Source organism: Mesonia phycicola (genome assembly GCF_900141885.1).
Lineage (GTDB): Bacteria > Bacteroidota > Bacteroidia > Flavobacteriales > Flavobacteriaceae > Mesonia > Mesonia phycicola.
The window spans coordinates 79015-102290 of record NZ_FQYY01000008.1 but is presented as its reverse complement, the minus strand read 5'-3'; the positions used below and the strand labels follow the sequence as shown (position 1 = coordinate 102290).

The 23276-nt window shown below is 32.3% G+C and carries 21 protein-coding genes and 1 other RNA gene; 13 read left to right on the top strand and 9 right to left on the bottom strand.

Annotated elements, in window-relative coordinates:
• Positions 1-196 precede the first annotated feature (196 nt).
• Entirely contained in the window at positions 197-412 is a 216-nt protein-coding gene (locus BUC03_RS12420) for a PLD nuclease N-terminal domain-containing protein (RefSeq protein WP_073152575.1), read from the top strand.
• 2 nt (positions 413-414) lie between these two features.
• On the opposite strand, the gene BUC03_RS12415 is transcribed toward BUC03_RS12420, so the two are convergent.
• Both BUC03_RS12415 and pepT read right to left on the bottom strand, forming a co-directional pair.
• Positions 415-1008 (bottom strand): YdeI/OmpD-associated family protein, encoded by a 594-nt coding sequence (locus BUC03_RS12415; protein WP_073152573.1) that lies wholly within the window; start codon positions 1006-1008, stop codon positions 415-417.
• 268 nt (positions 1009-1276) lie between these two features.
• Entirely contained in the window at positions 1277-2521 is a 1245-nt protein-coding gene (pepT, locus tag BUC03_RS12410) for a peptidase T (RefSeq protein WP_073152570.1), read from the bottom strand.
• A gap of 110 nt (positions 2522-2631) precedes the next feature.
• Here pepT and BUC03_RS12405 point away from each other — a divergent pair, with 110 nt between their 5' ends.
• The 4 genes from BUC03_RS12405 to BUC03_RS12390 all read left to right on the top strand — a co-directional run bounded on the left by BUC03_RS12405 (position 2632) and on the right by BUC03_RS12390 (position 7271).
• Positions 2632-3651, top strand: a complete 1020-nt coding sequence (locus BUC03_RS12405) for a quinone-dependent dihydroorotate dehydrogenase (protein WP_073152567.1) — start codon at positions 2632-2634, stop codon at positions 3649-3651.
• Between the two features lie 148 nt (positions 3652-3799).
• Positions 3800-4417, top strand: a complete 618-nt coding sequence (locus BUC03_RS12400) for a LysE family translocator (RefSeq protein WP_073152564.1) — start codon at positions 3800-3802, stop codon at positions 4415-4417.
• Positions 4418-4517: 100 nt separating this feature from the next.
• A complete protein-coding gene (locus BUC03_RS12395; protein WP_073152562.1) occupies positions 4518-5381 on the top strand; it encodes a hydroxymethylglutaryl-CoA lyase in 864 nt (287 codons plus the stop codon).
• Between the two features lie 60 nt (positions 5382-5441).
• Positions 5442-7271, top strand: a complete 1830-nt coding sequence (locus BUC03_RS12390) for an ATP-binding protein (protein WP_073152559.1) — start codon at positions 5442-5444, stop codon at positions 7269-7271.
• Between the two features lie 75 nt (positions 7272-7346).
• Here BUC03_RS12390 and BUC03_RS12385 read toward each other — a convergent pair whose 3' ends face one another.
• The 4 genes from BUC03_RS12385 to BUC03_RS12370 all read right to left on the bottom strand — a co-directional run bounded on the left by BUC03_RS12385 (position 7347) and on the right by BUC03_RS12370 (position 12574).
• Positions 7347-7589, bottom strand: a complete 243-nt coding sequence (locus tag BUC03_RS12385) for a hypothetical protein (RefSeq protein ID WP_073152556.1) — start codon at positions 7587-7589, stop codon at positions 7347-7349.
• Positions 7590-7745: 156 nt separating this feature from the next.
• Positions 7746-8981 carry a T9SS type A sorting domain-containing protein gene (locus BUC03_RS12380; protein WP_073152554.1) on the bottom strand — a complete coding sequence of 412 codons (1236 nt, stop codon included), beginning with the start codon at positions 8979-8981 and terminating at the stop codon, positions 7746-7748.
• 28 nt (positions 8982-9009) lie between these two features.
• Complete coding sequence (locus BUC03_RS12375) at positions 9010-10428, bottom strand: HmuY family protein (RefSeq protein ID WP_073152551.1); 1419 nt, start codon at positions 10426-10428, stop codon at positions 9010-9012.
• 4 nt (positions 10429-10432) lie between these two features.
• Positions 10433-12574, bottom strand: coding sequence for a TonB-dependent receptor plug domain-containing protein (locus tag BUC03_RS12370; RefSeq protein WP_073152548.1), 2142 nt, complete (start codon positions 12572-12574; stop codon positions 10433-10435).
• Positions 12575-12690: 116 nt separating this feature from the next.
• Between BUC03_RS12370 and BUC03_RS12365 the strand changes: the two genes are divergently transcribed.
• From BUC03_RS12365 to BUC03_RS12335, 7 genes are all read left to right on the top strand, one after another.
• The gene (locus BUC03_RS12365) at positions 12691-13590 is read left to right on the top strand and encodes a DUF6607 family protein (protein ID WP_073152545.1); all 900 of its coding nucleotides are present in this window, start codon (positions 12691-12693) and stop codon (positions 13588-13590) included.
• A 3-nt stretch (positions 13591-13593) separates the two neighbouring features.
• Positions 13594-14115 (top strand): FMN-binding protein, encoded by a 522-nt coding sequence (locus tag BUC03_RS12360; RefSeq protein WP_073152542.1) that lies wholly within the window; start codon positions 13594-13596, stop codon positions 14113-14115.
• Position 14116: 1 nt separating this feature from the next.
• Complete coding sequence (locus tag BUC03_RS12355; protein WP_073152539.1) at positions 14117-14614, top strand: hypothetical protein; 498 nt, start codon at positions 14117-14119, stop codon at positions 14612-14614.
• 54 nt (positions 14615-14668) lie between these two features.
• Positions 14669-16141, top strand: a complete 1473-nt coding sequence (gene guaB / locus BUC03_RS12350) for an IMP dehydrogenase (protein ID WP_073152536.1) — start codon at positions 14669-14671, stop codon at positions 16139-16141.
• Between the two features lie 153 nt (positions 16142-16294).
• Entirely contained in the window at positions 16295-17614 is a 1320-nt protein-coding gene (locus BUC03_RS12345) for a sugar MFS transporter (protein ID WP_073152533.1), read from the top strand.
• Positions 17615-17683: 69 nt separating this feature from the next.
• On the top strand, positions 17684-18316 hold the full coding sequence (locus BUC03_RS12340; RefSeq protein ID WP_073152530.1) for a DUF4403 family protein: 633 nt from the start codon (positions 17684-17686) through the stop codon (positions 18314-18316).
• A 40-nt stretch (positions 18317-18356) separates the two neighbouring features.
• Positions 18357-19109, top strand: coding sequence for a carboxypeptidase-like regulatory domain-containing protein (locus BUC03_RS12335; RefSeq protein WP_073152527.1), 753 nt, complete (start codon positions 18357-18359; stop codon positions 19107-19109).
• A gap of 70 nt (positions 19110-19179) precedes the next feature.
• Here the strand turns inward: BUC03_RS12335 and ssrA are convergent.
• Positions 19180-19580: a transfer-messenger RNA gene (gene ssrA, locus BUC03_RS12330) on the bottom strand.
• A gap of 288 nt (positions 19581-19868) precedes the next feature.
• Between ssrA and BUC03_RS12325 the strand changes: the two genes are divergently transcribed.
• Positions 19869-21074, top strand: coding sequence for an NAD(P)-dependent oxidoreductase (locus tag BUC03_RS12325; protein ID WP_073152524.1), 1206 nt, complete (start codon positions 19869-19871; stop codon positions 21072-21074).
• Between the two features lie 60 nt (positions 21075-21134).
• Here BUC03_RS12325 and BUC03_RS12320 read toward each other — a convergent pair whose 3' ends face one another.
• Both BUC03_RS12320 and kdsA read right to left on the bottom strand, forming a co-directional pair.
• A complete protein-coding gene (locus BUC03_RS12320; RefSeq protein WP_073152521.1) occupies positions 21135-22289 on the bottom strand; it encodes a hypothetical protein in 1155 nt (384 codons plus the stop codon).
• Positions 22290-22372: 83 nt separating this feature from the next.
• Positions 22373-23191 (bottom strand): 3-deoxy-8-phosphooctulonate synthase, encoded by an 819-nt coding sequence (gene kdsA, locus BUC03_RS12315; protein WP_073152518.1) that lies wholly within the window; start codon positions 23189-23191, stop codon positions 22373-22375.
• Between the last annotated feature and the right edge of the window lie 85 nt (positions 23192-23276).

Below are 23276 nucleotides of genomic sequence, written 5' to 3'. Positions count from 1 at the left end.
TTAGTTTTAGTGGTTCATTAAATAGTCTGTTTTAATGCAAAAGGTTGCGTAAACAATGATAAAAATGTTTAGATCGTGAAAACTTTAGTTGAGTAATTGAATTATAGAGGTAAATACTATTTCTAAAAACACAAAAGCCTTTCTATTCAGAAAGGCTTTTGTGTTTTTTTAATATATTTGAAAAAAAATATTTAAAATGACATTTTTTACTGCAATTTCTGGTTGGCAAATTTTAATTGTGGGATTAATTATATTTATTATCCCCGTAATAGCTTTAATAGATATTTTACGAAGCGAATTTGAAGGTAATAATAAATTAATTTGGACTCTCGTAGTTCTGTTTACTGGAGTATTTGGGGCTATTTTATATTATGCTATAGGTAGAAAACAAAAAATAAACTCGGTGGTATAATCTTAACTTTTTTTATACTTATCGTGTAAACCAACTCCTGCTTTTATCATAGGAATACATTTTTTTAAACGAGAAATTCTTGTGGCTTCTCGCTTTGCACTAGCAATGTGATCTGTAAATTCGCGTTGTTTACCTTTGGTAAACTTCTCAAATGCAGATTTTAATGATGCGTCGCTTTTAAAAGCTTCTTCTAATTCAATTGGTATTTCTAGTGGTTTGTTTTTTTGAGGCAAAATTTCTTTACCGGCTTTTTGTAGCTGTATAGCTTCTTCTACATATTTTTTTAAGGTTGAAATAGAGAGCTCTTCCTCTTTTTTAAATTTAATTTGGCGTAATGCTTTGGTTTTTCCTTCTTGTGCATTAACCAGTAATTTGGTGTTTTGCTGAAGTAATGCACCGTTAAAAAACCATAATGCGTAGTGATTTTTAAAAGCACCTAAACCTACTACATTTTTATTAGCTATCACGTAAGTTGGCGCTCCCCATTTTATAGTCTCTTCTAATTCTGTAGAAAGAAGCATTTTACGAAGTTGTTGTAACTCTTCTTTCCATTGTTTGTGTTTTTCTACGTATTCTTCAAAAGATTTTATAGACATAGTAAATTACGCTAAATTTTGTTGTTGAAGTTAAGAAAATATTGCTTTCATCTTTTTACTCCGTTTTAAAAAAGCAAAACAAATTAAAATGATTTATTGATTTAAGGAAATTAGTAATTATTGCGGCCTCGATGGCAGCGATAGCTTATATTGAAAAGAAACTTAAAAAATAAAGACTGGTAGAGCGACTAAAAGAAGCTCCTGCCAGCCTTTAAATTTTTTGTTTTTTTGAAATATAACTATAAGCGTACAGCGAGAATTGCCGCCCTTAAGATTTATACTTTTCTGCAGTAAGTTCTGCAATTTTTACAATCACTTGGGTAGCTTTAATCATACTCTCTACAGGAACGTATTCGTAACGCCCGTGAAAGTTGTGACCGCCGGCAAAAATATTAGGACAAGGTAAGCCCATAAATGAAAGTTGAGAACCATCTGTACCACCACGAATAGGTTTAATAATAGGTTCTACATCTACGGCTTTCATTGCATTTTCTGCAATATCTACAATATGCATTACTGGTTCTACTTTTTCGCGCATATTAAAGTATTGATCTTTAATTTCTATTAAAATCACTTCTTTTTCATGCTGAGCGTTAATTTCTGCAGCTAAATCGAGCATTACTTTTTTACGAGCTTCAAAATGTTCTTTATCGTGATCTCGAATTATGTAGTGCAGGTTGGTTTCTTCTACCTTTCCACTAATTTGGGTTAAGTGAAAAAATCCCTGTCTACCTTCGGTATGTTCTGGGGTTTCTAATCTTGGTAACGAGTTGATAAAATCTTGCGCAATATACATGCTGTTTATCATTTTACCTTTGGCATAACCTGGGTGTACAATTTTGCCTTTTACCGTAACATCTGCTCCAGCGGCATTAAAGTTCTCGTACTCAAGCTCTCCAATTTGGCTACCATCCATAGTGTATGCCCATTCGGCTCCAAATTTTTCTACATCAAATTTGTGTGCGCCACGTCCAATTTCTTCGTCTGGAGTAAAACCAACTTTTATAGGTCCGTGTTTAATTTCTGGATGTTGAATTAGGTACTCAACAGCACTCATAATTTCGGTAATACCCGCTTTATCATCGGCTCCTAAAAGCGTGGTTCCGTCGGTAGTGATGAGCGTTTGCCCTTTGTATTGTAATAAATCATCAAAATAATCTGGTGAAAGTATAATATCTTCTGCTTTATTTAACACGATATCTTTACCATCATAATTTTCGATAATTTGAGGTTTTACATTTGCTCCAGTAAAATCTGGAGAAGTATCAAAATGAGATACAAAACCAATGGCAGGTACTTCGTGATCTACGTTAGAAGGTAAAGTTGCCATTACGTAGGCATTCTCGTCTATTGTAACATCACTCATCCCCATTTCTTTTAGTTCATCAGCTAGTTTATTAGCTAAATCCCATTGTTTTTTCGTGCTTGGAGTACTGTCACTAGCTGGATCACTTTCTGTGTCTATAGTTACGTAAGAAACAAAGCGATTGATAATATGTTGTTTTTCGATCATCTTAGAAATTTTTCTCAAAAATACATATTCAAAAAGTGCTAAACAAAGACTTTTACATTAGGCTTTGCCTTTTTTATTTTTAACGTATTTTTGCGCAAACCATAGCCAAGATGTACAAGCAACTTATACGCCCTTTCTTATTTAATTTTGATCCAGAAAAAATTCATTATTTCACTTTTTCTTTTTTACGTAAATCTTTTAAAGTGCCAGGAATGGCAAGTTTTTTAAAAGCTAAATATGCGGTAGAAGACAAGCGTTTAGAGCGAGAAGTATTTGGATTGAAATTTAAAAATCCGGTGGGTTTAGCTGCTGGTTTTGATAAAGATGCAAAATTGTACAAAGAACTTTCTGGATTAGGATTCGGTTTTGTAGAAATAGGTACATTAACGCCTAAACCACAAGCAGGAAATCCTAAAAAAAGATTATTTAGGTTAAAAGAAGACCAGGCTATTATTAACCGAATGGGGTTTAATAATGAAGGAGTTGAGGCTGCTGTAGAACGTTTAAAGAAGAACAATGGAGACGTTTTAATTGGCGGAAATATTGGGAAGAACAAAGTCACACCTAATGAAGAAGCGGTAGAAGATTACAAGATTTGTTTTGAAGCACTTTTCCCTTATGTAGATTATTTTGTGGTGAATGTTAGCTCTCCTAACACGCCAAATTTACGTGCCTTACAAGATAAAGAGCCATTAACTAATTTGTTAAATACGCTAAAGCAATTAAACGCCAAAAAACAAAACCAAAAGCCAATTCTATTAAAAATTGCTCCAGATTTAACCGATAGCCAATTATTAGATATTATCGAGATTGTGCAAACCACGAAAATTGATGGTGTCATAGCTACTAATACTACTATTTCTAGAGAAGGTTTACAGTCTGAAAATAAAGGAGAAATGGGAGGTTTGAGTGGTAAACCTTTAACTTCTCGCTCTACAGAAGTAATTAAGTTTTTAGCAGAAAAAAGTAATCGATCTTTTCCTATTATTGGAGTAGGAGGGATTCATTCTGCTAAAGACGCTTTAGAAAAACTAGAGGCAGGCGCAAGTTTAGTACAATTGTATACAGGTTTTATTTATGAAGGTCCGCAATTAATCAAGGACATTAATCAGGCGATTTTAAAAGAGTAATTTAAAATAACGTGATATTTATTGTCACACTGAGCGGAGTCGAAGTGTTTTTTTTTTAAGTTGTTTTCTCATCAGAATTTAATGTGATGCTGAATCAAGTTCCGCATGACTAATCGTCGAATAAATTGAATACTTCATAAAAGTTTAAATGAATACCGAAATTCTTATTTCTTTCTGCTTAGCAGTTTTTGCATTAGCACTTTCACCAGGGCCAGATAATATTTTTGTGTTGGTACAAAGCATTAGGTTTGGTAAAAAATATGCTTTGGCAGTAGTGGCAGGATTAATGACGGGATGTTTGGTGCATACCTCATTAGTAGCTTTTGGGGTTTCTTTATTGATCGCTAAGAATGAAATGCTATTTATGCTGTTGAAGATTTTTGGAGCTGCATACCTACTTTTCTTGGCTTATAAGGTTTATCGATCTTCAGGTCAGATTAATTTTTCAGCAGAAGAAGTAGAAGCGAAACCTTTATTAAAACTTTTTCGACAAGGTTTTATGATGAATGTCTTAAACCCGAAAGTTTCCTTATTCTTTTTAGCACTTTTTCCTGGATTTTTATTTTCTGAAAGTCTAAATGAAACTTTACAGTTTTTTATGCTGGGCGTACTTTTTATTCTCGTTTCTTTCCTGGTTTTTGGGAGTATTGCTTTCTTGGCAGGATCGTTAAAAACCTATTTAGAAAAGCACCAACATTCCGGAGTATTTTTAAAATGGATGCAAATTGTTGTTTTTATAGGAATTGCGATTTTTATATTAGTTTAGATTTTATTTTTTAATTATATATTTCTCAACAGAAGTTAGTTTAAGTCTATATTTTTTATAAAATATTCATTTTTTAAAGCTGAAAATGTATATTTGAAATATGGATAATATCAAGCTTATTGAGTGCCCTCGAGATGCAATGCAAGGCATTAAAACTTTTATTCCAACCGAGAAGAAAGTTCAATATATACAGTCGTTGTTGCGCTGTGGTTTTGATACCATAGACTTTGGTAGTTTTGTTTCGCCAAAGGCAATTCCGCAAATGGTAGACACCAAAGAGGTTTTGGCACAGCTTGATCTATCTACTACAAAAAGCAAATTATTGGCAATTGTTGCTAATGTTCGTGGAGCGCAAGATGCCGTTATTCATCCAGAAATAGATTACCTAGGTTACCCTTTTTCAATATCAGAAAATTTTCAGATGCGTAATACGCATAAAACTATTGCTCAATCTGTAGATATTTTAAAAGAAATTTTAGAGTTAGCATACGCTCATAATAAAGAAGTGGTAGCATATCTTTCTATGGGTTTTGGTAACCCTTACGGAGATCCTTGGAATGTAGAAATTGTAGGAGAGTGGACAGAAAAACTTTCTGCAATGGGAGTAAAAATTTTATCACTTTCTGATACCGTAGGAACATCTGATGCAGAAACGATTACGTATTTGTTTTCAAATTTAATTCCGAAATATCCAGCAATAGAATTTGGTGCACATTTACATACCACACCAGACTCTTGGCACGAAAAAGTGAATGCTGCTTACCTTGCAGGATGCAAACGTTTTGATGGTGCTATACAAGGTTTTGGCGGTTGCCCAATGGCAAAAGATGATTTAACGGGTAACATGCCTACAGAAAAATTGGTTTCTTATTTTACTTCTAAAAAAACCAATAGTCAGATTAGAATGGGGAGTTTTGAAGCTTCTTATAACGAGGCTTTAAAGATTTTTAACAAATATCACTAATTTTTAGTGTATATATTATAGGTTTGGTTTAGTTTTGATAAACATATACGTTTTCAGAGTATGGCCTTTAAGAGACCTATTTTTTATATACTATTTTTTATTTGCGCGCAGTTAAGTTTTTCAAAAACAGTACTTCAAGCAAATCTTAATTCTTCTGATTCTGCCGTTTATTATATACAAAAAGCCAAGATATTTTGCTATAAAGAACCTGTTTTAGCAAATTCATATTTAGAAAAAGCAAGAGAGTTTTTTTCTGCAAAAGATAGCTTGATTCAAGCTGATTGGGATTATAGAAAAGCTTCGTTATTATACATTAAGGGGGATTATAAAAATTCTATACAAAAGTATAAAAGTGCTTTAAGGTATTATAAGAATAATAACTTAGCCTTCAAAGCTTCTTGGGGTTACAATGGTATAGGGTTAATACAGCAGGCAATTGGTCAACAAAAGGAAGCTATTCTAAATTTTAAAAAATCTCTAAAAATTGCTCCTAAAGAAGATTTAGTAGGCTCTTTTCATTTAAACACAGCAATATCTTTAATTAAATTAAAACAGTACGATTCTGTTGAAACATATTTAGATAAAGCGTTATTATTAGGAAGAAAGGCTAATAGAAGGGAAGTGATTCATATGTCTTTAAATAGAAAAGCACAGGCAGCATTTTTGCAGGGAGACATAGAAAAGTCCATTTTATTATATGAAAGTGTACTCAATAATAGTTTAGAGCCATCTAATTGGGAAAAATCTTTTGCTTATGCAGGTTTGGCAGAAGACTATTTAGCTTTAGGAGATTTGGCAAAAGCAGAAGATAATGCAATAATAGCTTACCAAAATGCACTAAAGAGTAATGGTAATTGGGATCTTCAACGAAATACTAAAATTCTTGCAGATATTTATGAAGCAAAAGGGGATTACCAACAAGCTAATAAGTTTTTAAATAGTAGTTATCAATACAAAGATTCTTTAGTTCAGAATGATTTTATAAGAAAGTTCAATTTAATGGAACTTGAACAAAAAGAAATAGAAAACCAGCAACTGCTCACAGAAAAAGAAATTGATGAAAGGCGTTTGTTGTTTAATAGTTATATAATAGGTTTTATTATAGTAGTGGTAATTGTTTTAGGGGCTTTTTTAATTCATTATAAGAAAACAGATAAGCAAAAGGCAATACTTAATGAGAAATTAGAAACCTCTAATCAATTATTAGAAAGGCTTAATGAAGATAAAATTAAACTTTTTTCTATTCTTTCACATGATTTACGTTCTCCTTTAGCTTCTATGAGCCAATTGTTAGACCTACTTAGGCAAGATTTATTCACTGTAGAAGAAAAAGAAGAGGTTTTAAAGCAAATGAGTTTACAACTTTCTTCTACTTCATTATTATTACAAAACTTATTGTCTTGGTCTAAATCTCAATTGCAAGGAGTAAATATTTCTTTAGAAAAAGTAAATATTGTAAGTGTAGTAGATAATTTACTGAAAGTTTTTCAAATTCCTGCTCAACAAAAATCAATAAAGATTATTCACGAATTACCAGAGAGAGATAGTCTTGTGAAAGCAGATAAAGCATATTTGGAGCTAATTTTAAGAAACCTCATATCTAATGCTTTAAAGTATACTTTTGAAGGTGGAGAAATTAAAATATTCTATACTTTTTCAGAAAAATGTTGTGTACATGTTTATAACCAAGGCGTACCAATATCTGATAAAAAAATAAAAGAAATTTTAGAAAGTGATTTCCAAATAATTTCAGAAGAAGGTACAAAAAGTGAGCTGGGTACAGGTCTAGGTTTAGCGTTGGTTAAATATTCAGTAAAAGTGAATCAAGGTAGTTTAAAAATACAACGAAAAAAAGATGGGAGTGATTTTGTTATATGTTTAAATCAATAAGTTATTTAAAATTGGTATAAAACAATTAGAGCTGTAATTTAAATTACAGCTCTAATTGTTTTATAAGTTTACTTTTTAAGCTACTTCTTGCGGTGCCCAATGAGAACAAAGCATATGTGGTGCAGCTTTCTTAGGATTAGGGCAGGTAGCGCCCATATATCTTGCACAAGTAGTGCAGTTTGGGTCATTTTTTATTGCAGCACGCATGTCAAAACTGTCACAAGTGTGTTGTTGTGCTACTTTAGTTTCGTGTACTGTACAAAAATGATTTTCAAATTCTTGACAGTTAACACAACTGTTTCCTAGTCTAATACTCATAGCTTTTCATTTTTAATTAATAATCTAAAATTACTGTGAGTAAAACGTAGAAGCAATTTAAATAACTGTTTTAGAGTATTTTATAATTAGATTGGTTAAAAACAAGAAAAGTTACCCGAAGGTAACTTTTCTCAAAGTTCAAAAAATAAATAAAGGCTAATTCAAGATCAATTTTTTTGTAGTAATTTGATTACCTGATTGAAAGTGAATTAAATAATTTCCTTTGCTCAGGTTAGATACATCTAATTTTTGGTTGTAAAAACCACTTGTGTTTAATTTTTTCTCTAATACTTTTTGTCCTGTTATAGAGTAAATACTAATGTTAACATCGTTGCTGTTAGTGTTTTCGTAAATAATTTCAATTTGGTCTTGTGCTGGATTAGGGTAAAAACCAAATAAATCACCATTATCTAAACTTGTTACCCCTAGTAATGATGTAACGTCTTCACTATTAAAGCTTAAGTTTCCTGTAGAGCTACCATCAAAAGAAGTAAAGTGTAATCTGTAAACATTATTGTTTATATCTTTTACATAGTAATACAAGTCAGTTTCTACTGCGTATCCTTGTCCGTTATAACCTTTCCAATCATAACCAATAGTACTAATGTCTGAGCTATAGTTTTGAGTGTTTGGGTCTCCAGCACCTGTTTCAATATTTTCAGCAACAGTTACATCTGGGTGATGTAAAACTCCTGTTACGTTATACTTAATAGTAGTTCCGTTATATGGATAGTCTACAGTGAATTTTGTAAATTTTATATCCCAATCTGTAGAAACAGGTTCTGCAATTACTTCACTTGATGTAGATAAGCTGTAGTAGTTAAAAATATTATCAGGGTTGCTAGAGTTAGAAACTGTAGCACTAGTATCTGCTCCCCAAGTAGAGGTAGTAGCGTCCCAAGTGGCATATTTAAAAGTATAACCGCCAAAATAATCTTCAATAAATAGTTTACGGTAAGTACCATCGCTATATTTTAATACAAAAGTAGCTGTACCTTCTACGTGGTGTGTAGTAGCGTTGTATTCTCCCCACCCGTAAGTTGCACTACCTTGATCAAAAGCACCATAATCCCAAGTAGTGGTATCGTTATAAAGTGGTGTCCAGTTAGCTTCATTAGCAACATCTATTGTAGCATAATCTGTAGCTGTATTTGATGCTTGAAAAACTTCTATATTTATACCATCGTTAATACGGATTGCAAAAGAATAAGTATTGTTTCTTAAAAATGCAATTTCCCAGCTTGAAGCAGTATAGCTATTAGATTGGTTGGTAGAAAAGTCATAAAAAACTTCATCTGCATAGGCAGCGCCCATAGATAAGTTTACCGCTGTTTGAGCGTTAACGTTAAAAAAAATAGATAATAACGCAATAAAAAATAATTTTGTTTTCATTTAAGTTGATTTTAATTGTATTTATAAATTATAGATTAAGTAAATTATATTCAAAAGTTGGGTACCCACGTACACCGTTTTCGTTAACTAAGGCAGTAAAACGTAATTTGTAAATATTACCTTCAGGATCTTTAACTATGTAAAATAAATTTGTTTCTACAGAATGATTAAAAACATCTCTCCAATTACTACCAATTACTCTTTGGTCTAACTCAAATAAACTTTCATCTACATCTTCTATAGAAAAATCTGAGTAATTAATAGATTCGTTTACGGTGACTTGGTAAGCATTGGTGTTGGCTAAAACATTTGTAGCTACATAGTCAGAAAATCCATAAGCTGTGTATTCTGTAGCGTTAAGCTCAAGTACTTCTGTAAAAACAGTAAAATTTAAATCCCATTTAGTTTGTAAAGGTTCTACATCTACAATACTTTCTGTTATAATGCTGAAGAAAGTAAAGTTGTAATCTGGAGTTTTAGAGATATTTTGTTGTTGGTGAGTGGTTTCATTTAAATTGGCATATTGTAAAACATAAGTATCATTTTCTAGTGTTACTTTAATTTTTTTCCAACCTCTGCTATCTCCTGCTACAGCTACACTTCCTGTTTCTGGTGTGTCTGTACCAACTTCGTTACCCATATTAATTAAGTAGACTTTATTTTCATCTAACACACTAGAAATTTCATTAATGGCAGTACCAGTTATCGTTCCGTTAGGGTTATCTACATAAACATCAGACCCTGCTTGAAGAAGTTGCATTTGTGCTTGTAAATCTTCTACATCTGCTTCTGTAATTTCATCTATATTGTTAGTATTCAATTCGGCAGCCATCATAAAAAGAGAATTGTTAAGTTTTACACGAAATTCTTCTCCACTATAAAATGCTAGATCCCATTTATCTCTAGCAACAATAGTTTCTGTTTGTGCGCTTAAATCTATATAAACTTGGTTACCTTCATTTGGTCCGCCTATGGTTGGAGCAACGCTTCCGCCAAGAGAGGCTGCTTCAGAAAAATTAACTAGTAAGTTGGTATTACCTTGTGTAGTACCATTGGTAACATCTGTAATATAAAATTCAATACTCTTTTCGTTTTCCCCTTCTCTAGGGTTTTCTGTGAGTTTGTTAAAGGTAAAAGATGTTTCTGCCTCACCAGCTTGGTAAGCAATTTCTATACTACCATTTTCTGCAGAAGGAGTCGTTGTGAAATCTGTAGAGTAACTTAAATTGTTTTCGGTGTAATTAATAGTAATTACTCCGTTTTGGGCTGCAGTTTCAGAAAAAACAAGTTTAATTACTTTTTCATCTTCGGTATCGGTGAAGCTGACAGATTGATTTTCAAAAGCGGCAACAAATTGAATATTATTAGTGTTAGATGAATCATCTTCACTACAAGAACTAAAAATGAAGAGTAGTACTATAGATAAAAAAGGAAAGTTAATTTTCATTTTGTTAGAAATTTAAATTGTATAAACATTTTAAAAAGTAAGAACGCCCATAACCTAGTAATTGGCTGCTTGAACTACTACTGTGTGTGCCTGCTTGACCATTATCTAAATTAACACGTGTAATATCTAGCACATTTCTTGCACCTAGTGTAATAATAAAGTTGTTAGCCAATTTTTGTTGAATAGAAGCATTAAGCCAACTATAGCCGTTTAACTTACTTTTTCTTATAATAGACGGATCATCTACATCATACACAAATTGATAAGTAGGTCCGTTGTATTTAAAAAAGGCAGAAAAGGTAGTTTGCCACTTTGGGAGTTGATAAGAAATGTTAGAATTTATTTGAAAACCATACAAGTAATCATCATTAAAATTCTCGGCACTATTTAGAACTTGGGATTCTCCAGAAAAGCTAACCCCAATACTTGCTGATAGATTTTTGTAGTCTATTTTATTTCTGAAGGATAATCCCCAAGTTCTGTATAAATCGATATTTTGGTATTTATAAGCTAACGGGGATGTGCTTTCTACAATTAAATCTATTTTATCATCTACATCCAGGTACCAAGTAGAAAGTTTAGGGGTGTATTTTAAATTAGAGTCTTTACCCCAATAAGTTTTTTTAAAGTGTACAAAAATAGACTTTCCATTTTCTGTATTAAGGTTTTCGTTTCCTTGTACGTTATGGTTAGAATCTACTAAATAATAATATAGTTGCTCAAAATTAGGTAACTTAGGGGATGATCCTGCAATTACCCTTAGTTGATAACTATTTGGTAATTTAAACTTAGCGCTTAATGATAGAGCGTATTGGGTAGAAAATTGTGATGAGGTAATTACTCTAGCACCAGGTCTTAAAGATATATTTTTACTGGTTTTTAATTCAGATGAAGCAAAAAGGCTATATGTGTTTAATTTATTAGTTTTAGTTCTGTCGTCTATATTTTGAGAGGCTAAGCCACTAGCAGAACCCTCATCTAAATTTATTTCGTAACCTACTTCTAGTTTAGCATTTTCATTATTAAAAAAGTTGTTAAATGTTCCTCTAGAAAAAATACCTTGTCTAGTATTATAGTCATATTTATCTATGGTAGTTTTATTACCACTATGTAACCAATACGTATATAGCTCGTAGTTTTTAACTTGTTCTTGGTAAGATGCAGATATGTTGTATCTTATTTTGTTTTTTATTTGCCCTGTTGCGTTTAAATGATGATAAAACCTAGTAGATTTAAAAAGCTCATCATTAGCAGAAGGGTTTACAGTTTGTGTGGAAGAATTTTCATTAAAAAATACGTTTTCAGCAAAATTTTGAGTTCTTTCTGTAAAATATTCAAACTTATAAAAGGCTCTAAAATTCTTTTTGTTATTAAAGTTTACCAGAGCTTTAAAAGTGTTTTGTTCTTTAGGTAACCACTCGTAACCTCTTAAACTATCGTTTTCACTATTGGTATTGTAGTAGTTTTCTCCCTTATTATTATTTAAAAAGCCCTTAAAATCATTACGAGTATAAAGGGCATTAGCATATAGTTTATCCGAAAAATTGTGTCCTACTTTTATAGATTGAATGTGTCTACCCTCATCAAACCAACTATATTCATTCCCAATAGTTTCTTCTTGTACGTAAGGAGTAATTTGCCATTTATGCTTCGCAGATTTTTTGGTGATAATATTTACAACACCAGTAACAGCATTTGCTCCATATTGTACTCCCATAGATCCTTCGATAATTTCAATTTGTTCAATATCATCTAAGTTTATTTGGGTAACATCAATAGCATTACCAAAACCTTCATCTCCTACAATAGGCACATTATCTACTAAAATTTTAATATACTCAGAGTTAAAACCAAACTGTTCTATACCAGAGCTGCCTTCTCCTGCTTGTGGTACAATATTCATATTTAAAGTTTGGGTAAGTACGTCTGCCAGATTGTTACCAGCTAAACGTTGTATGTCGTCTTGGGTTAACACTTCTACTTCAAATACAGATTTACTTATAGACTGTTTGTTGTATTGCCCAGTTAATATTACCTCTTCTAACTCATTACGTTTAATAGAATCATTTTCTGTTTCGCTATTATTTTGCGCCAATAGCGAATTAAAAAACAGAATTAGAGAAGAAAGAAGTAATGTATTTCTCATTATTTAAATTGAATCTTAATAATAATTTGATTGCAAATATATAAGTTATTTTAAATCAATCTAAATAAAATTTATATTTTTGTCAAAAAATTAAATACAACATAAACTCATAACAAATGAATTTTAAAAAATTACTTGCAGGCGCTTTTTTAGGATTTGCAATTACAGCAGTTCAAGCTCAAAACTCAAAGAAACAAGACATAGAGGCTATTAAAGATATGTGTGGTTGTTTTGAAATTACATTTAAGTACACAGAGACTTTTGCTCCAGAAATTGATTATGAAAAACATTACGATTATAATGCTAGTGCATTAGAGTGGGCGCAGTTAATTAAAGATGAAAAAGACGAACTGTCTATTCAGCATTTATTAGTGGTAAACGATACTATGATAATTAAGCATTGGCGTCAAGATTGGTTATATGAAAACACAAAGCGTTATGATTATAATTATGATAACCAATGGTCGTTTATAGAAATGCCAAAAAAAGAAGTAAAAGGGCAGTGGACTCAAAATGTATATCAAGTAGATGATAGCCCACGTTATTCTGGCTCTGCAACATGGTTTCATGCAGATGGAAGACATTTTTGGGAAAACACTGCTAACTCACCATTACCACGTAGAGAATATAGTAAAAGAAGTGATTACAATGTAATGATGCGTGGAAATCACGTAGAGATTACAGATAATGGCTGGATTCACGAACAAGATAATGAGAAAGTAATAAGAGAAGCTGGTAAAGAAGACGAGCTTTTAGTGCAAGAAAAAGGTTATAATATTTATACCAAAGTACCAGATGCAAAATGTGCAGCAGCAAAAAAATGGTGGACTGCTAATCAAGATTTTTGGAGCAAGGTAAGAACAAAGTGGAGTGAAGTTTACGGTAGAGATAAAGACTTAACTTTAGAGAAAAAAGTAGAAGGGCAAGCTTTATTTATGAAACTTTTCCCAATGGATATAACTACCAACCAAGAAAAGATAGACGAGATAATTGAAGCTTACGTTGTAAAAGGATAATAAATGGTAAAGAGATTTTTTATAGTAGTTTTTATAATTATTGGTTTTAGTTTTACTAATAACGAATTAGAAGAGAAATTTAACAAAGCCATAAAAACTACTTACGAAGTAGAAAATTTTACCGTAGAAGAAATTAAAACTACTTCTGCAATCAATGAAACGTTACCTGCAAAAACAGGAAATAAAAATCTTTTTCAAATTTTTTCTGAAGGTAAATTAATAGGTTACGCCTATTTAGGGCAAGCCCCTAGTAAGAAAAAAGAGTTTGACTATGTGGTTATGTTTGACAACGAATTGATTATTAAAAAATCTAAAGTACTTATTTATCGTGAAAATTACGGGCAACAAATTGGTACACAACGTTGGTTAAGACAATTTATAGGAATGTCTCCGTCTTCAGAAGTAAAATATGGTGAAAATGTGGCTGCAATTAGCGGAGCAACAATATCTGCATCTTCTATGGCTAGAGCAGTAAACAAAGTGTTAAAAACCATGAAAATTCTTCAAGAAAAAGAAGTTATTTAATATGAATTTTAACGGATGTATATCTACATTTCCTAAAGAAGTAAAATTACTAATCGGCGCTTTTCTAGTAGTGTTAAGCGTCGGTTATTTTACAGGTGTTAGTTTTGTTTATGAAACTACAGAAAATACACCACAAGGTATACACGAAAATTACTTAGGTAATGAAGAAGACTTGGAAGCTCAAGTCATGAAATTTAAAAAACCAAAAAGAGAGATAATCACCATTATACATACACACATACTATCTATGTCTGTTATATTTTTTCTTTTAGGAGGTTTAGTAAGTCTAACAAGTTTAAAACCTACGATAAAAAAAATATTAATGCTAGAGCCACTTACTTCTGTACTCTTAACTTTTGGAGGTATTTATTTTATGTGGTCTGGTTGGAGTTTTATGAAGTATGTAGTAATGGTTTCTGGTATATTAATGAGTACTTCGTTTATATGTTCCGTAATTGTTATCTTTTTTCAGCTCTTCAAAAATAATAAGGCTATTTAGCCATATTCTAAAGACAATAGCCTATATTTGCATGCAATTAAATCCTTAATTGCTATGACTGCACACGACAACAAGATTTTGGGCGAAGGTCTTACTTATGACGACGTTCTACTTGTACCCGCTTTTTCAGAAGTACTTCCTAGAGAAGTAAATATTCAAACCAAATTTACGCGTAACATTACTATCAATGTACCTATAGTTTCTGCTGCAATGGATACTGTAACAGAATCTAGAATGGCAATTGCTATTGCTAGAGAAGGTGGTATTGGTGTTTTACACAAAAATATGACTATAGAGCAGCAAGCTCTTAAGGTTAGAAAGGTGAAGCGTGCAGAGAGCGGAATGATTATAGATCCTGTAACTTTACCTATTACAGCTAAAGTTAGAGATGCTAAATCTAATATGGCAGAGCATAGTATTGGGGGTATTCCAATAGTAGATGATGAAGGTAAATTATTAGGGATTGTAACTAATAGAGATTTACGTTTCGAAAAAAACTTAGAGAGACCAATTGCAGAAGTAATGACTTCAGAAAACTTAGTAACCGTTGCTGAAGGAACCTCATTAGAAGATGCAGAAGTAATTTTACAAGAAAATAAAATTGAAAAACTTCCGGTAGTTAATAATGAAAATAAGTTAGTAGGTTTAATCACTTTTAGAGATATAACTAAACTTACACAAAAACCAATAGCTAATAAAGATCATTTTGGTAGGTTACGTGTTGCGGCAGCTTTAGGTGTTACTGCAGATGCGGTAGATAGAGCAGAAGCATTAGTAAATGCTGGGGTAGATGCAGTTGTGATAGATACGGCTCACGGCCATACTAAAGGAGTGGTGCACGTTTTACAAGAAGTTAAGAAGAAATTTCCAGAATTAGAGGTTGTTGTAGGTAATATAGCTACAGCAGATGCAGCAAAATATTTGGTAGAAGCAGGAGCAGATGCTGTAAAAGTTGGTATTGGCCCAGGTTCTATTTGTACTACTCGTGTAGTAGCAGGTGTTGGTTTTCCTCAATTTTCTGCAGTTTTAGAAGTTGCAGAAGCTATTAAAGGTACAGGAGTGCCAGTGATAGCAGATGGAGGTATTCGTTATACAGGAGATATACCTAAAGCTTTAGCAGCGGGAGCAGATTGTGTAATGCTAGGTTCTTTATTAGCAGGAACAAAAGAGTCTCCAGGAGAAACTATTATTTACGAAGGAAGAAAATTTAAGTCTTACCGTGGGATGGGTTCTGTAGAGGCAATGCAAAAAGGTTCTAAAGATCGTTATTTTCAAGATGTAGAAGATGATATTAAAAAACTAGTTCCAGAAGGTATTGTAGGTCGTGTACCTTATAAAGGAGAACTTTATGAAAGTATGAACCAATTTATTGGTGGTTTACGAGCAGGTATGGGCTATTGTGGAGCTAATAATATTGCTACACTTAAAAATGATGCTAAATTTATTAAAATTACTTCTTCTGGTATTATGGAGAGTCATCCACATGATGTAACCATTACCAAAGAAGCACCAAATTATTCTAGATAAGAATATAAAATCATATTATTTATAAAAAAGCCTATTGAAAAATAGGCTTTTTTTATGGAATTAAAATTTTCATTCGTTTTTATATATCTATTTCTTAATTTCTTTTAAGAATAATTCTATTTTTGATTTTTAGATAAATTTTAATTTTCAATAATGAGTAATTCAACTAAAACTACTTACCGTACTGCGTTTATATTTTTAACATTGCTTTTTTTTCTATGGGGTTTTTTAACTGTAATTGTAGACTCTCTTATACCAAGATTAAAAGAAGTGTTTGAGTTAAGTTACTTTCAAGCAGGAATGGTACAGTTTGCTTTTTTTGGAGCATATTTTCTACTTTCTATTCCCGCTAGTTTTATCTTATCTAAAATTGGATACAAAAAAGGAATCGTTTTAGGAATATTAATGATGGCAGGCGGATGTCTGTTATTTTACCCAGCTTCCTCCCTACGTATTTTCTGGATCTTCATGTTAGGTTACTTTATTTTGGCTGGAGGTATTACTATACTTCAAGTAGCAGCAAACCCTTATGTAACTATTTTAGGACCAGAAAAAAGTGCGGCTAGCCGTTTAAATCTTTCACAAGCTTTCAATTCACTAGGTGCCTCTATTGCACCAATTGTTGGAGCTTTGTTTATATTAAGTGATAAAATTAAAACAGCTGGAGAAATAAGTTCTTTAACAACTATAGAACAAACAGAATATTATGCAGCAGAAGCTTCTGCTGTTCAAACCCCATTTATTGTTATTGCAGGTATATTAATAGCAATAGCTTTGGTATTTGTATTTGTAAACTTACCAAAGGTAATTGGAGAAGGAGAGCAAAAAGGAAGCTATGCTACAGCTTTTAAAAATAAAAATCTAATCTTAGGTGCTATAGGTCTTTTTTGTTACGTGGGTGCAGAAGTAGCAATTGGTAGTTATATGGTAAATTATTTTATGCAGTTAGAGCTTGCGGAAATAATTAGAAATACGCCATTTATGAGTAGCATAGCACATTGGTTTTTAACAGATGATTTACAAAGTGTAGATGCAAAAGCAGTAGTAGGTATTTTTGTTACCTTTTATTGGACAGGGGCTATGGTAGGTAGATTTATCGGTGCTTACTTAACAAGTATAATTAGTCCGTCTAAAGTGCTGAGTATTTTTGCAATTATAGCGGTTTCTTTAATTATAATTTCAACACAAAGTACTGGTTTGGTAGCTATGTGGACAATTATAAGCGTAGGTTTATTCAATTCAATAATGTTTCCTACTATTTTTAGTTTAGGTATAGATGAATTAGGAGACAGTAAACCTCAAGGCTCAGGTATAATGTGTACTATGATTGTTGGTGGAGCTATTGTACCACCGTTATTCGGACTTTTAACAGATAACTTCGGGTTTGGTCTAGCGCTTATATTAGTAATTTGTTGCTACTCCTATATCTTCTTCTTTGCTTACAGGCATAAGAAAACAGAAGTAACTATATAACTTTTTAAAAATCCTTCTACTGCTGAAGGATTTTTTATTTTGTACCTTATCCACAAAAAGAGAAAGGTAATGAAAGAGGTAGAGAATAGAAATTATAACGAAGACGGTATAATTATCAATATACCTGTAAAAATAAAATTAGAAGCTTTAGAGAAGCTAATTCAAGATAAATTAATTGGCTTTAAAATAAAGAAAGATAATTCTTCAGAAGAAAAAGAACTAGGAGAAATTACAGCTATTAGTTTATCTCCAGGAGAAGAAGAGTATGATGTTAATATTCATCAAGAAGTTCTACTAGATACCATACTTTTTAGTAATAAAAAGGTGAAATTTAGTATTCAATTAAAGTTTGAATACGATTACCTATTGCAAGAATTAGTAGTGAGTAAATACAAGGTAGAAGGAGAAAATAAAGCTTGGCTTACTAACCAAGTTTTAAAAGTGATGATGAATACTCTCTTGAAAAAGAAAATTTTAGATAAATCTAAGTTGTTACTTCTTCCAAAAATAGAAGAAGCAATTCAAAACATCAATGATAAATTAGAAAACATTATAGAAGTAAAAGAAGGCGTTTTAGTTTTTGGAGCAATAGATCAAATACAGGTAATTAACCTCTTTTTTAAAGAAAATGATTTGGTAGCTATCTTGAAAATACAAGGAGCTCTAGCAGCAGAAGTATCTAAAATTGAAATCCCTGAATAAAAAAAACTACTTATATTTAGTAGTATTAATAGCAAGTAGATTGAAATTTAAAATTAACATACCAGAACCTTGTCAAGAAAACTGGCAAGAAATGACCCCTTCTCAAAAAGGTAAATTTTGTGCAAGATGTCAAAAAGAAGTGACAGATTTCACCAAACTTTCATCTTCTGAAATTGCTCGTAAAATGAGTAAAGATAAACAGCTATGTGGTAGATTTACTAAGGCTCAGCTGGAAGAAAAATATGTTTTGTCATCTTCAAGCGGATTAAATAGATTAGGACTTTCTTTAGGTTTGGGGTCAATCATTGCAGTAGCTCAACCGAGTTTTGCACAAGAAAAACGCTCTATTCAAAAGTCGGTATTAAGTTTCCAAAATGAGAAAAGTCAGCAACAAAAAGAAGAGGTTAATATATCTAAAATTTTAAAAAACAAAATGCCTGTTGGTGGTTTAAACGACTCCATAATAATTACAGGAATTGTGACAGATGAAGAAAACTTACCATTGCCAGGTGTTTATGTACTTCAGCAAAACTCAACAAATTCTACACAAACAGATTTTGATGGTAATTTTTCTATAACCATCCCAAAACAAGATTTTGAAAATGAAATTTTTTTAGAAGTTTCTTACCTAGGTTTCGAGACTAAATTTATACAGATAAATGAAGCCCAAGAACTTCAAAATATAAAATTAGAAATGCACGGCGAACTTTTGGGAGAGATTGTAGTTTATCGCCCTAATATTTTTAAACGGTTTTTTAACCTTTTTCGGAGTAGTGAAAATAAAAGATACTAATAACATTAACAGTATTATGTTTAAAATAAAAAAGCCTCCATCATCTTATTTTAGATGATGGAGGCTTTTTAAGTGGAGTCGGGGAGATTCGAACTCCCGTCCAAACAAGCAATTAAACAGCTTTCTACACGCTTAGTTTTCATTTAATTGTCGGCATAAAGCCGGCCGAAAACCACCAACTTTACACGTATTCTCAATTAAGTTTCAAAACCACATCAAGACCCTATGGTTTCTATATTTACTTTATCGGTGCCTCTAGTGCAGACGCCGTAAATCAAGGCTTCCGCGAGACATCTTAGCTCCCTACCTAGTAGGGACAAAGGCAAATCTTACTATAATTCAGATTATGCAGCTAAGGCGTAATTATTTTCGCCGTTTAAAAAAGTGTGAAACATGAGATTTACGAGCTATATCCCAGCGCTCGACGTGCTTACTACCCAATTAGACTCGCTGTCAAAACCAGTCGACCCCATATTCAATTAACTTACTTAACTCTTTTGGGCGTTTCGTTAGCCTTCACAGGCAAACGGCGGGCTATTCGCTATATATTTTTATTTTGTAAAAAAGCAAAATCCTAAAACAAAATAAAAAGGATACCGCTACTATCCCTAACGCAAAACCAATAAAATTAAGAACTCTTACCCTTAAGTAAGGCAGGCAAAGATACAATAAAATCATATATTTACATAACAGTATTTAAATTGCAAAGCCTGTGCCAAGTTAACCATTTCAGGCTAATAACTATAGAAACTAAAATTTATGAAAATAGCAATTATTCAAGAACGCAAAACCCCACCAGATAGAAGAGTTGTTTTTTCACCAGAAAAACTAAAGCAACTAAAAAAGCAGTTTCCGCAAACTCAAATAAAAGTAGAAAGCTCTAATATCAGAATTTTTCCAGATTCAGCTTACCAAGAACAAGGCATAGAAGTAAGTGAAAACGTATCAGATGGTGATGTGCTTTTAGGAGTAAAAGAAGTACCTATTTCAGAATTAATTCCGAACAAAAAATATTTTTTCTTCTCGCATACCATAAAGAAACAACCTTATAATCGAGAGTTGTTAAAAGCAATTTTAGAAAAAAACATAGAACTATACGATCATGAAACTATTACCGATGCTAAAGGAAATAGACTAATAGGTTTTGGACGCTACGCGGGTATTGTTGGTGCATATAACGGTTTACGTGCTTTAGGTTTAAGAGAAAAATCATTTCAATTAGAAAAAGTAGAAAACCTACCAGACTACAAAGCCTTAAAGCAAGAACTTAGTAAAGTAAAATTTTCTTCGTTAAAAATTATACTAACCGGAGTAGGGAAGGTAGCTCGTGGAGCTCGAGAAATTTTAGAACATCTACAATTAAAAGAAGTCAACGTTCAAGATTATTTGGTTAATAATTTTGATGAGCCAGTATTCTGTCAAATAGACGTGTTAGATTATAACAAGCGTAAAGATGGAAAAAACCTAGATCGTTTTGATTTTTATAATAATCCAGATGAATATGAATCAAATTTTATGCGCTTTGCAAAAGTGAGTGATATATTTATTGCCGGACATTTTTATGGAGATGGTGCTCCATTTTTATTTACTCGAGAAGACGCAAAACATCCAGAATTTAAAATCAATTTAGTAGCCGATATAAGTTGTGATATTGATGGTCCGGTGGCAAGCACTCTAAGACCTTCTACGATAGCCGATCCTTTTTATGGTTACAATCCAACCACCGAAAAAGAAGTTGCTTTTGATGCTCCGCAAGCCATTACCGTAATGGCAGTAGATAATTTACCTTGCGAGTTACCAAAAGATGCCAGCGAAGGTTTTGGAGAAATGTTTTTAAAACACGTAATTCCATCATTTTATAACGATGATGCCGACGGAATTTTAGAACGTGCCCGAATGACCTTTCAAGGAAAACTCACTCCGCGTTTTGCGTATTTACAAGATTTTGTAGAAGGGAAAGAGTAAGGCTTCAATAAAATTTTTATAAGTATAGAAGTCTCGTAAATTTTATGAGGCTTCAATGCTTTAAAAATAATACCCAAAATTAATATTAAATCTAGCTTCCCACTTAGCATCTGGAGAACCGGTAGAGAAGTCATCTATAAAGTTTCCGCCTAGCCAAGAGTGGTTATAACCAGCAGCATAATCTACAAAAGTTAGCAAATTACCAGCAGTAATTTTGAAGCCTATCACATTCATTAAAGAAGAGTCAAACTCCTCTTTCTTTTTATGCATCCATCCAAAATCGTTATAAGCTTCAATTTTTTCTAAAGGTCCCCAATCAATATCAAATTTCCTAGATGCAGATAAAGTATAAATATTAAAATCTGCAGCAATCTCGTAAGGAGCTCCGTAGGCACCCATTTGCAATACATCGTTAGAAGATGCGTTTCCGTTTTTCGGGTTATGTGCTACGTGGTTTAAACTTATTTTAAAATTCCATTCGTGGTAATAAACCTCATAGTGTAACGCGAGTGCATAGTGATTTCCGTTTTCTTTGGTGTCTAAGTTGTATAGCTGACCAAGTTGTGCAGACATTCCTAATCGATGGTCTACGTGTCCGCCAAACTTCCAAACAAAATTTCCGTTAATCTGGTTAGTTTCTTTATTTCTTCCTACAATATCATAAGCATAGCGGCTAGAGTTATTTTCTTCGCCACCAATAAATTGCATCTCTTCAGCATTTTTAAAAAAAGCAAAAGCATATTCAAAATTTTCGTCTTCGTGCACATATTTTAATCCCATATCGTGGTCGTCTTCTAATCCCACATAATAAGATATATTGAAAAACCAATTGTTAGAATTGTATTGCTGAATGCCAAATGGTACGTAAACTAGCCCAGCTTGTAGTTGATCTTGATTGTTAAATTGGTAAGCTATCCAACCGTATTTTAAAAAACTTCCGCCAAAGGCTTCCGAATAAAATCTATATTCTGCATTTAAGCTAAGCTTTTTGTAAGAAGCTTTGGGCTGTATGGCAATCATATCATAACCAAATTCACCGCCTTTAGCTTTTTGTTCTTTTTTCCAAGAAGAATTGATGTAATTAAAACGTACAGCGCCACCTAAGTCTAATTTAGGTTTTTCCTTTTCTTGATTCTCTTGAGAGAGACAGTGATTTGGAAGAGAAATAAAAAAAGTTAACCCTAGAAAATAAAAAAGTTTTAGAATTTTCGTCATTCTTAATTTTTTGGTTGGATACCATGAAAATTAAGCCGAAAATTCTAAAACTATCTTTTAATTGGCTAAATATTAATACTACTTTAAAATTTATTTATCGTTTTTCTAATTGCTACAAGATTAGAAAGTAGCTTTTCTAAATATTGTAGATCTAGCATATTTGCACCATCACTTTTTGCGTTTGCAGGATCAAAATGAGTTTCAATAAAAAGACCATCTACATTATTTACAACCCCTGCACGTGCAATAGTTTCAATCATATCTGGCCTTCCGCCCGTAACTCCACTTGTTTGGTTAGGCTGTTGTAAAGAGTGAGTAACATCTAACACGGTAGGAGCAAACTCTCTCATAGTAGGTATTCCTCTAAAGTCTACAATCATGTCTTGGTAACCAAACATAGTACCACGATCTGTTACCATTACTTGCTCATTATTACAGTCAGTCACTTTTTTTACTGCGTGTTGCATACTTTCTGGACTCATAAATTGCCCTTTTTTTAGATTTACAACTTTGCCAGTATTGGCAGCAGCTACAACTAAATCTGTTTGGCGAACTAAAAAAGCAGGAATTTGTAATATATCTACATATTCTGCAGCTAATGCAGCATCACTTACTTCATGAATATCTGTAACGGTAGGTACATCAAAAGTTTCAGAAACTTTACGTAGTATTTTTAAAGCTTTTTCATCACCAATACCTGTAAAACTATCAATACGGCTACGATTTGCTTTTTTAAAACTACCTTTAAATACGTAAGGAATTTCTAATTTGTTGGTAATCTCTACTACTTTTTCTGCAATTCTAAGAGCCATATCTTCACCTTCAATGGCGCAAGGTCCTGCTAATAGAAAGAAATTATCACTATTAGTATGTTTTATCTTTGGAATTCTATCTAATTTCATCTTCAAAATTTTATGAAACAAAGATAATTAATTATTCAGTAGTTAAAATTGGATTTACTTTTTAAGCCATTATATTTTTATACTG

Excerpts from the sequence above, each read along its gene's own strand:
- BUC03_RS12390 (WP_073152559.1), top strand. The coding sequence starts at position 5,442 with ATGGCCTTTAAGAGACCTATTTTTTATATACTATTTTTTATTTGCGCG.
- BUC03_RS12405 (WP_073152567.1), top strand. The coding sequence starts at position 2,632 with ATGTACAAGCAACTTATACGCCCTTTCTTATTTAATTTTGATCCAGAA.
- BUC03_RS12340 (WP_073152530.1), top strand. The coding sequence starts at position 17,684 with ATGAAAGAGGTAGAGAATAGAAATTATAACGAAGACGGTATAATTATC.
- BUC03_RS12415 (WP_073152573.1), bottom strand. The coding sequence starts at position 1,008 with ATGTCTATAAAATCTTTTGAAGAATACGTAGAAAAACACAAACAATGG.
- kdsA (WP_073152518.1), bottom strand. The coding sequence starts at position 23,191 with ATGAAATTAGATAGAATTCCAAAGATAAAACATACTAATAGTGATAAT.
- BUC03_RS12385 (WP_073152556.1), bottom strand. The coding sequence starts at position 7,589 with ATGAGTATTAGACTAGGAAACAGTTGTGTTAACTGTCAAGAATTTGAA.
- BUC03_RS12365 (WP_073152545.1), top strand. The coding sequence starts at position 12,691 with ATGAATTTTAAAAAATTACTTGCAGGCGCTTTTTTAGGATTTGCAATT.
- pepT (WP_073152570.1), bottom strand. The coding sequence starts at position 2,521 with ATGATCGAAAAACAACATATTATCAATCGCTTTGTTTCTTACGTAACT.
- BUC03_RS12345 (WP_073152533.1), top strand. The coding sequence starts at position 16,295 with ATGAGTAATTCAACTAAAACTACTTACCGTACTGCGTTTATATTTTTA.
- BUC03_RS12420 (WP_073152575.1), top strand. The coding sequence starts at position 197 with ATGACATTTTTTACTGCAATTTCTGGTTGGCAAATTTTAATTGTGGGA.
- BUC03_RS12325 (WP_073152524.1), top strand. The coding sequence starts at position 19,869 with ATGAAAATAGCAATTATTCAAGAACGCAAAACCCCACCAGATAGAAGA.
- BUC03_RS12320 (WP_073152521.1), bottom strand. The coding sequence starts at position 22,289 with ATGACGAAAATTCTAAAACTTTTTTATTTTCTAGGGTTAACTTTTTTT.
- BUC03_RS12380 (WP_073152554.1), bottom strand. The coding sequence starts at position 8,981 with ATGAAAACAAAATTATTTTTTATTGCGTTATTATCTATTTTTTTTAAC.
- BUC03_RS12395 (WP_073152562.1), top strand. The coding sequence starts at position 4,518 with ATGGATAATATCAAGCTTATTGAGTGCCCTCGAGATGCAATGCAAGGC.
- BUC03_RS12400 (WP_073152564.1), top strand. The coding sequence starts at position 3,800 with ATGAATACCGAAATTCTTATTTCTTTCTGCTTAGCAGTTTTTGCATTA.
- BUC03_RS12375 (WP_073152551.1), bottom strand. The coding sequence starts at position 10,428 with ATGAAAATTAACTTTCCTTTTTTATCTATAGTACTACTCTTCATTTTT.
- BUC03_RS12360 (WP_073152542.1), top strand. The coding sequence starts at position 13,594 with ATGGTAAAGAGATTTTTTATAGTAGTTTTTATAATTATTGGTTTTAGT.
- BUC03_RS12370 (WP_073152548.1), bottom strand. The coding sequence starts at position 12,574 with ATGAGAAATACATTACTTCTTTCTTCTCTAATTCTGTTTTTTAATTCG.
- BUC03_RS12355 (WP_073152539.1), top strand. The coding sequence starts at position 14,117 with ATGAATTTTAACGGATGTATATCTACATTTCCTAAAGAAGTAAAATTA.
- guaB (WP_073152536.1), top strand. The coding sequence starts at position 14,669 with ATGACTGCACACGACAACAAGATTTTGGGCGAAGGTCTTACTTATGAC.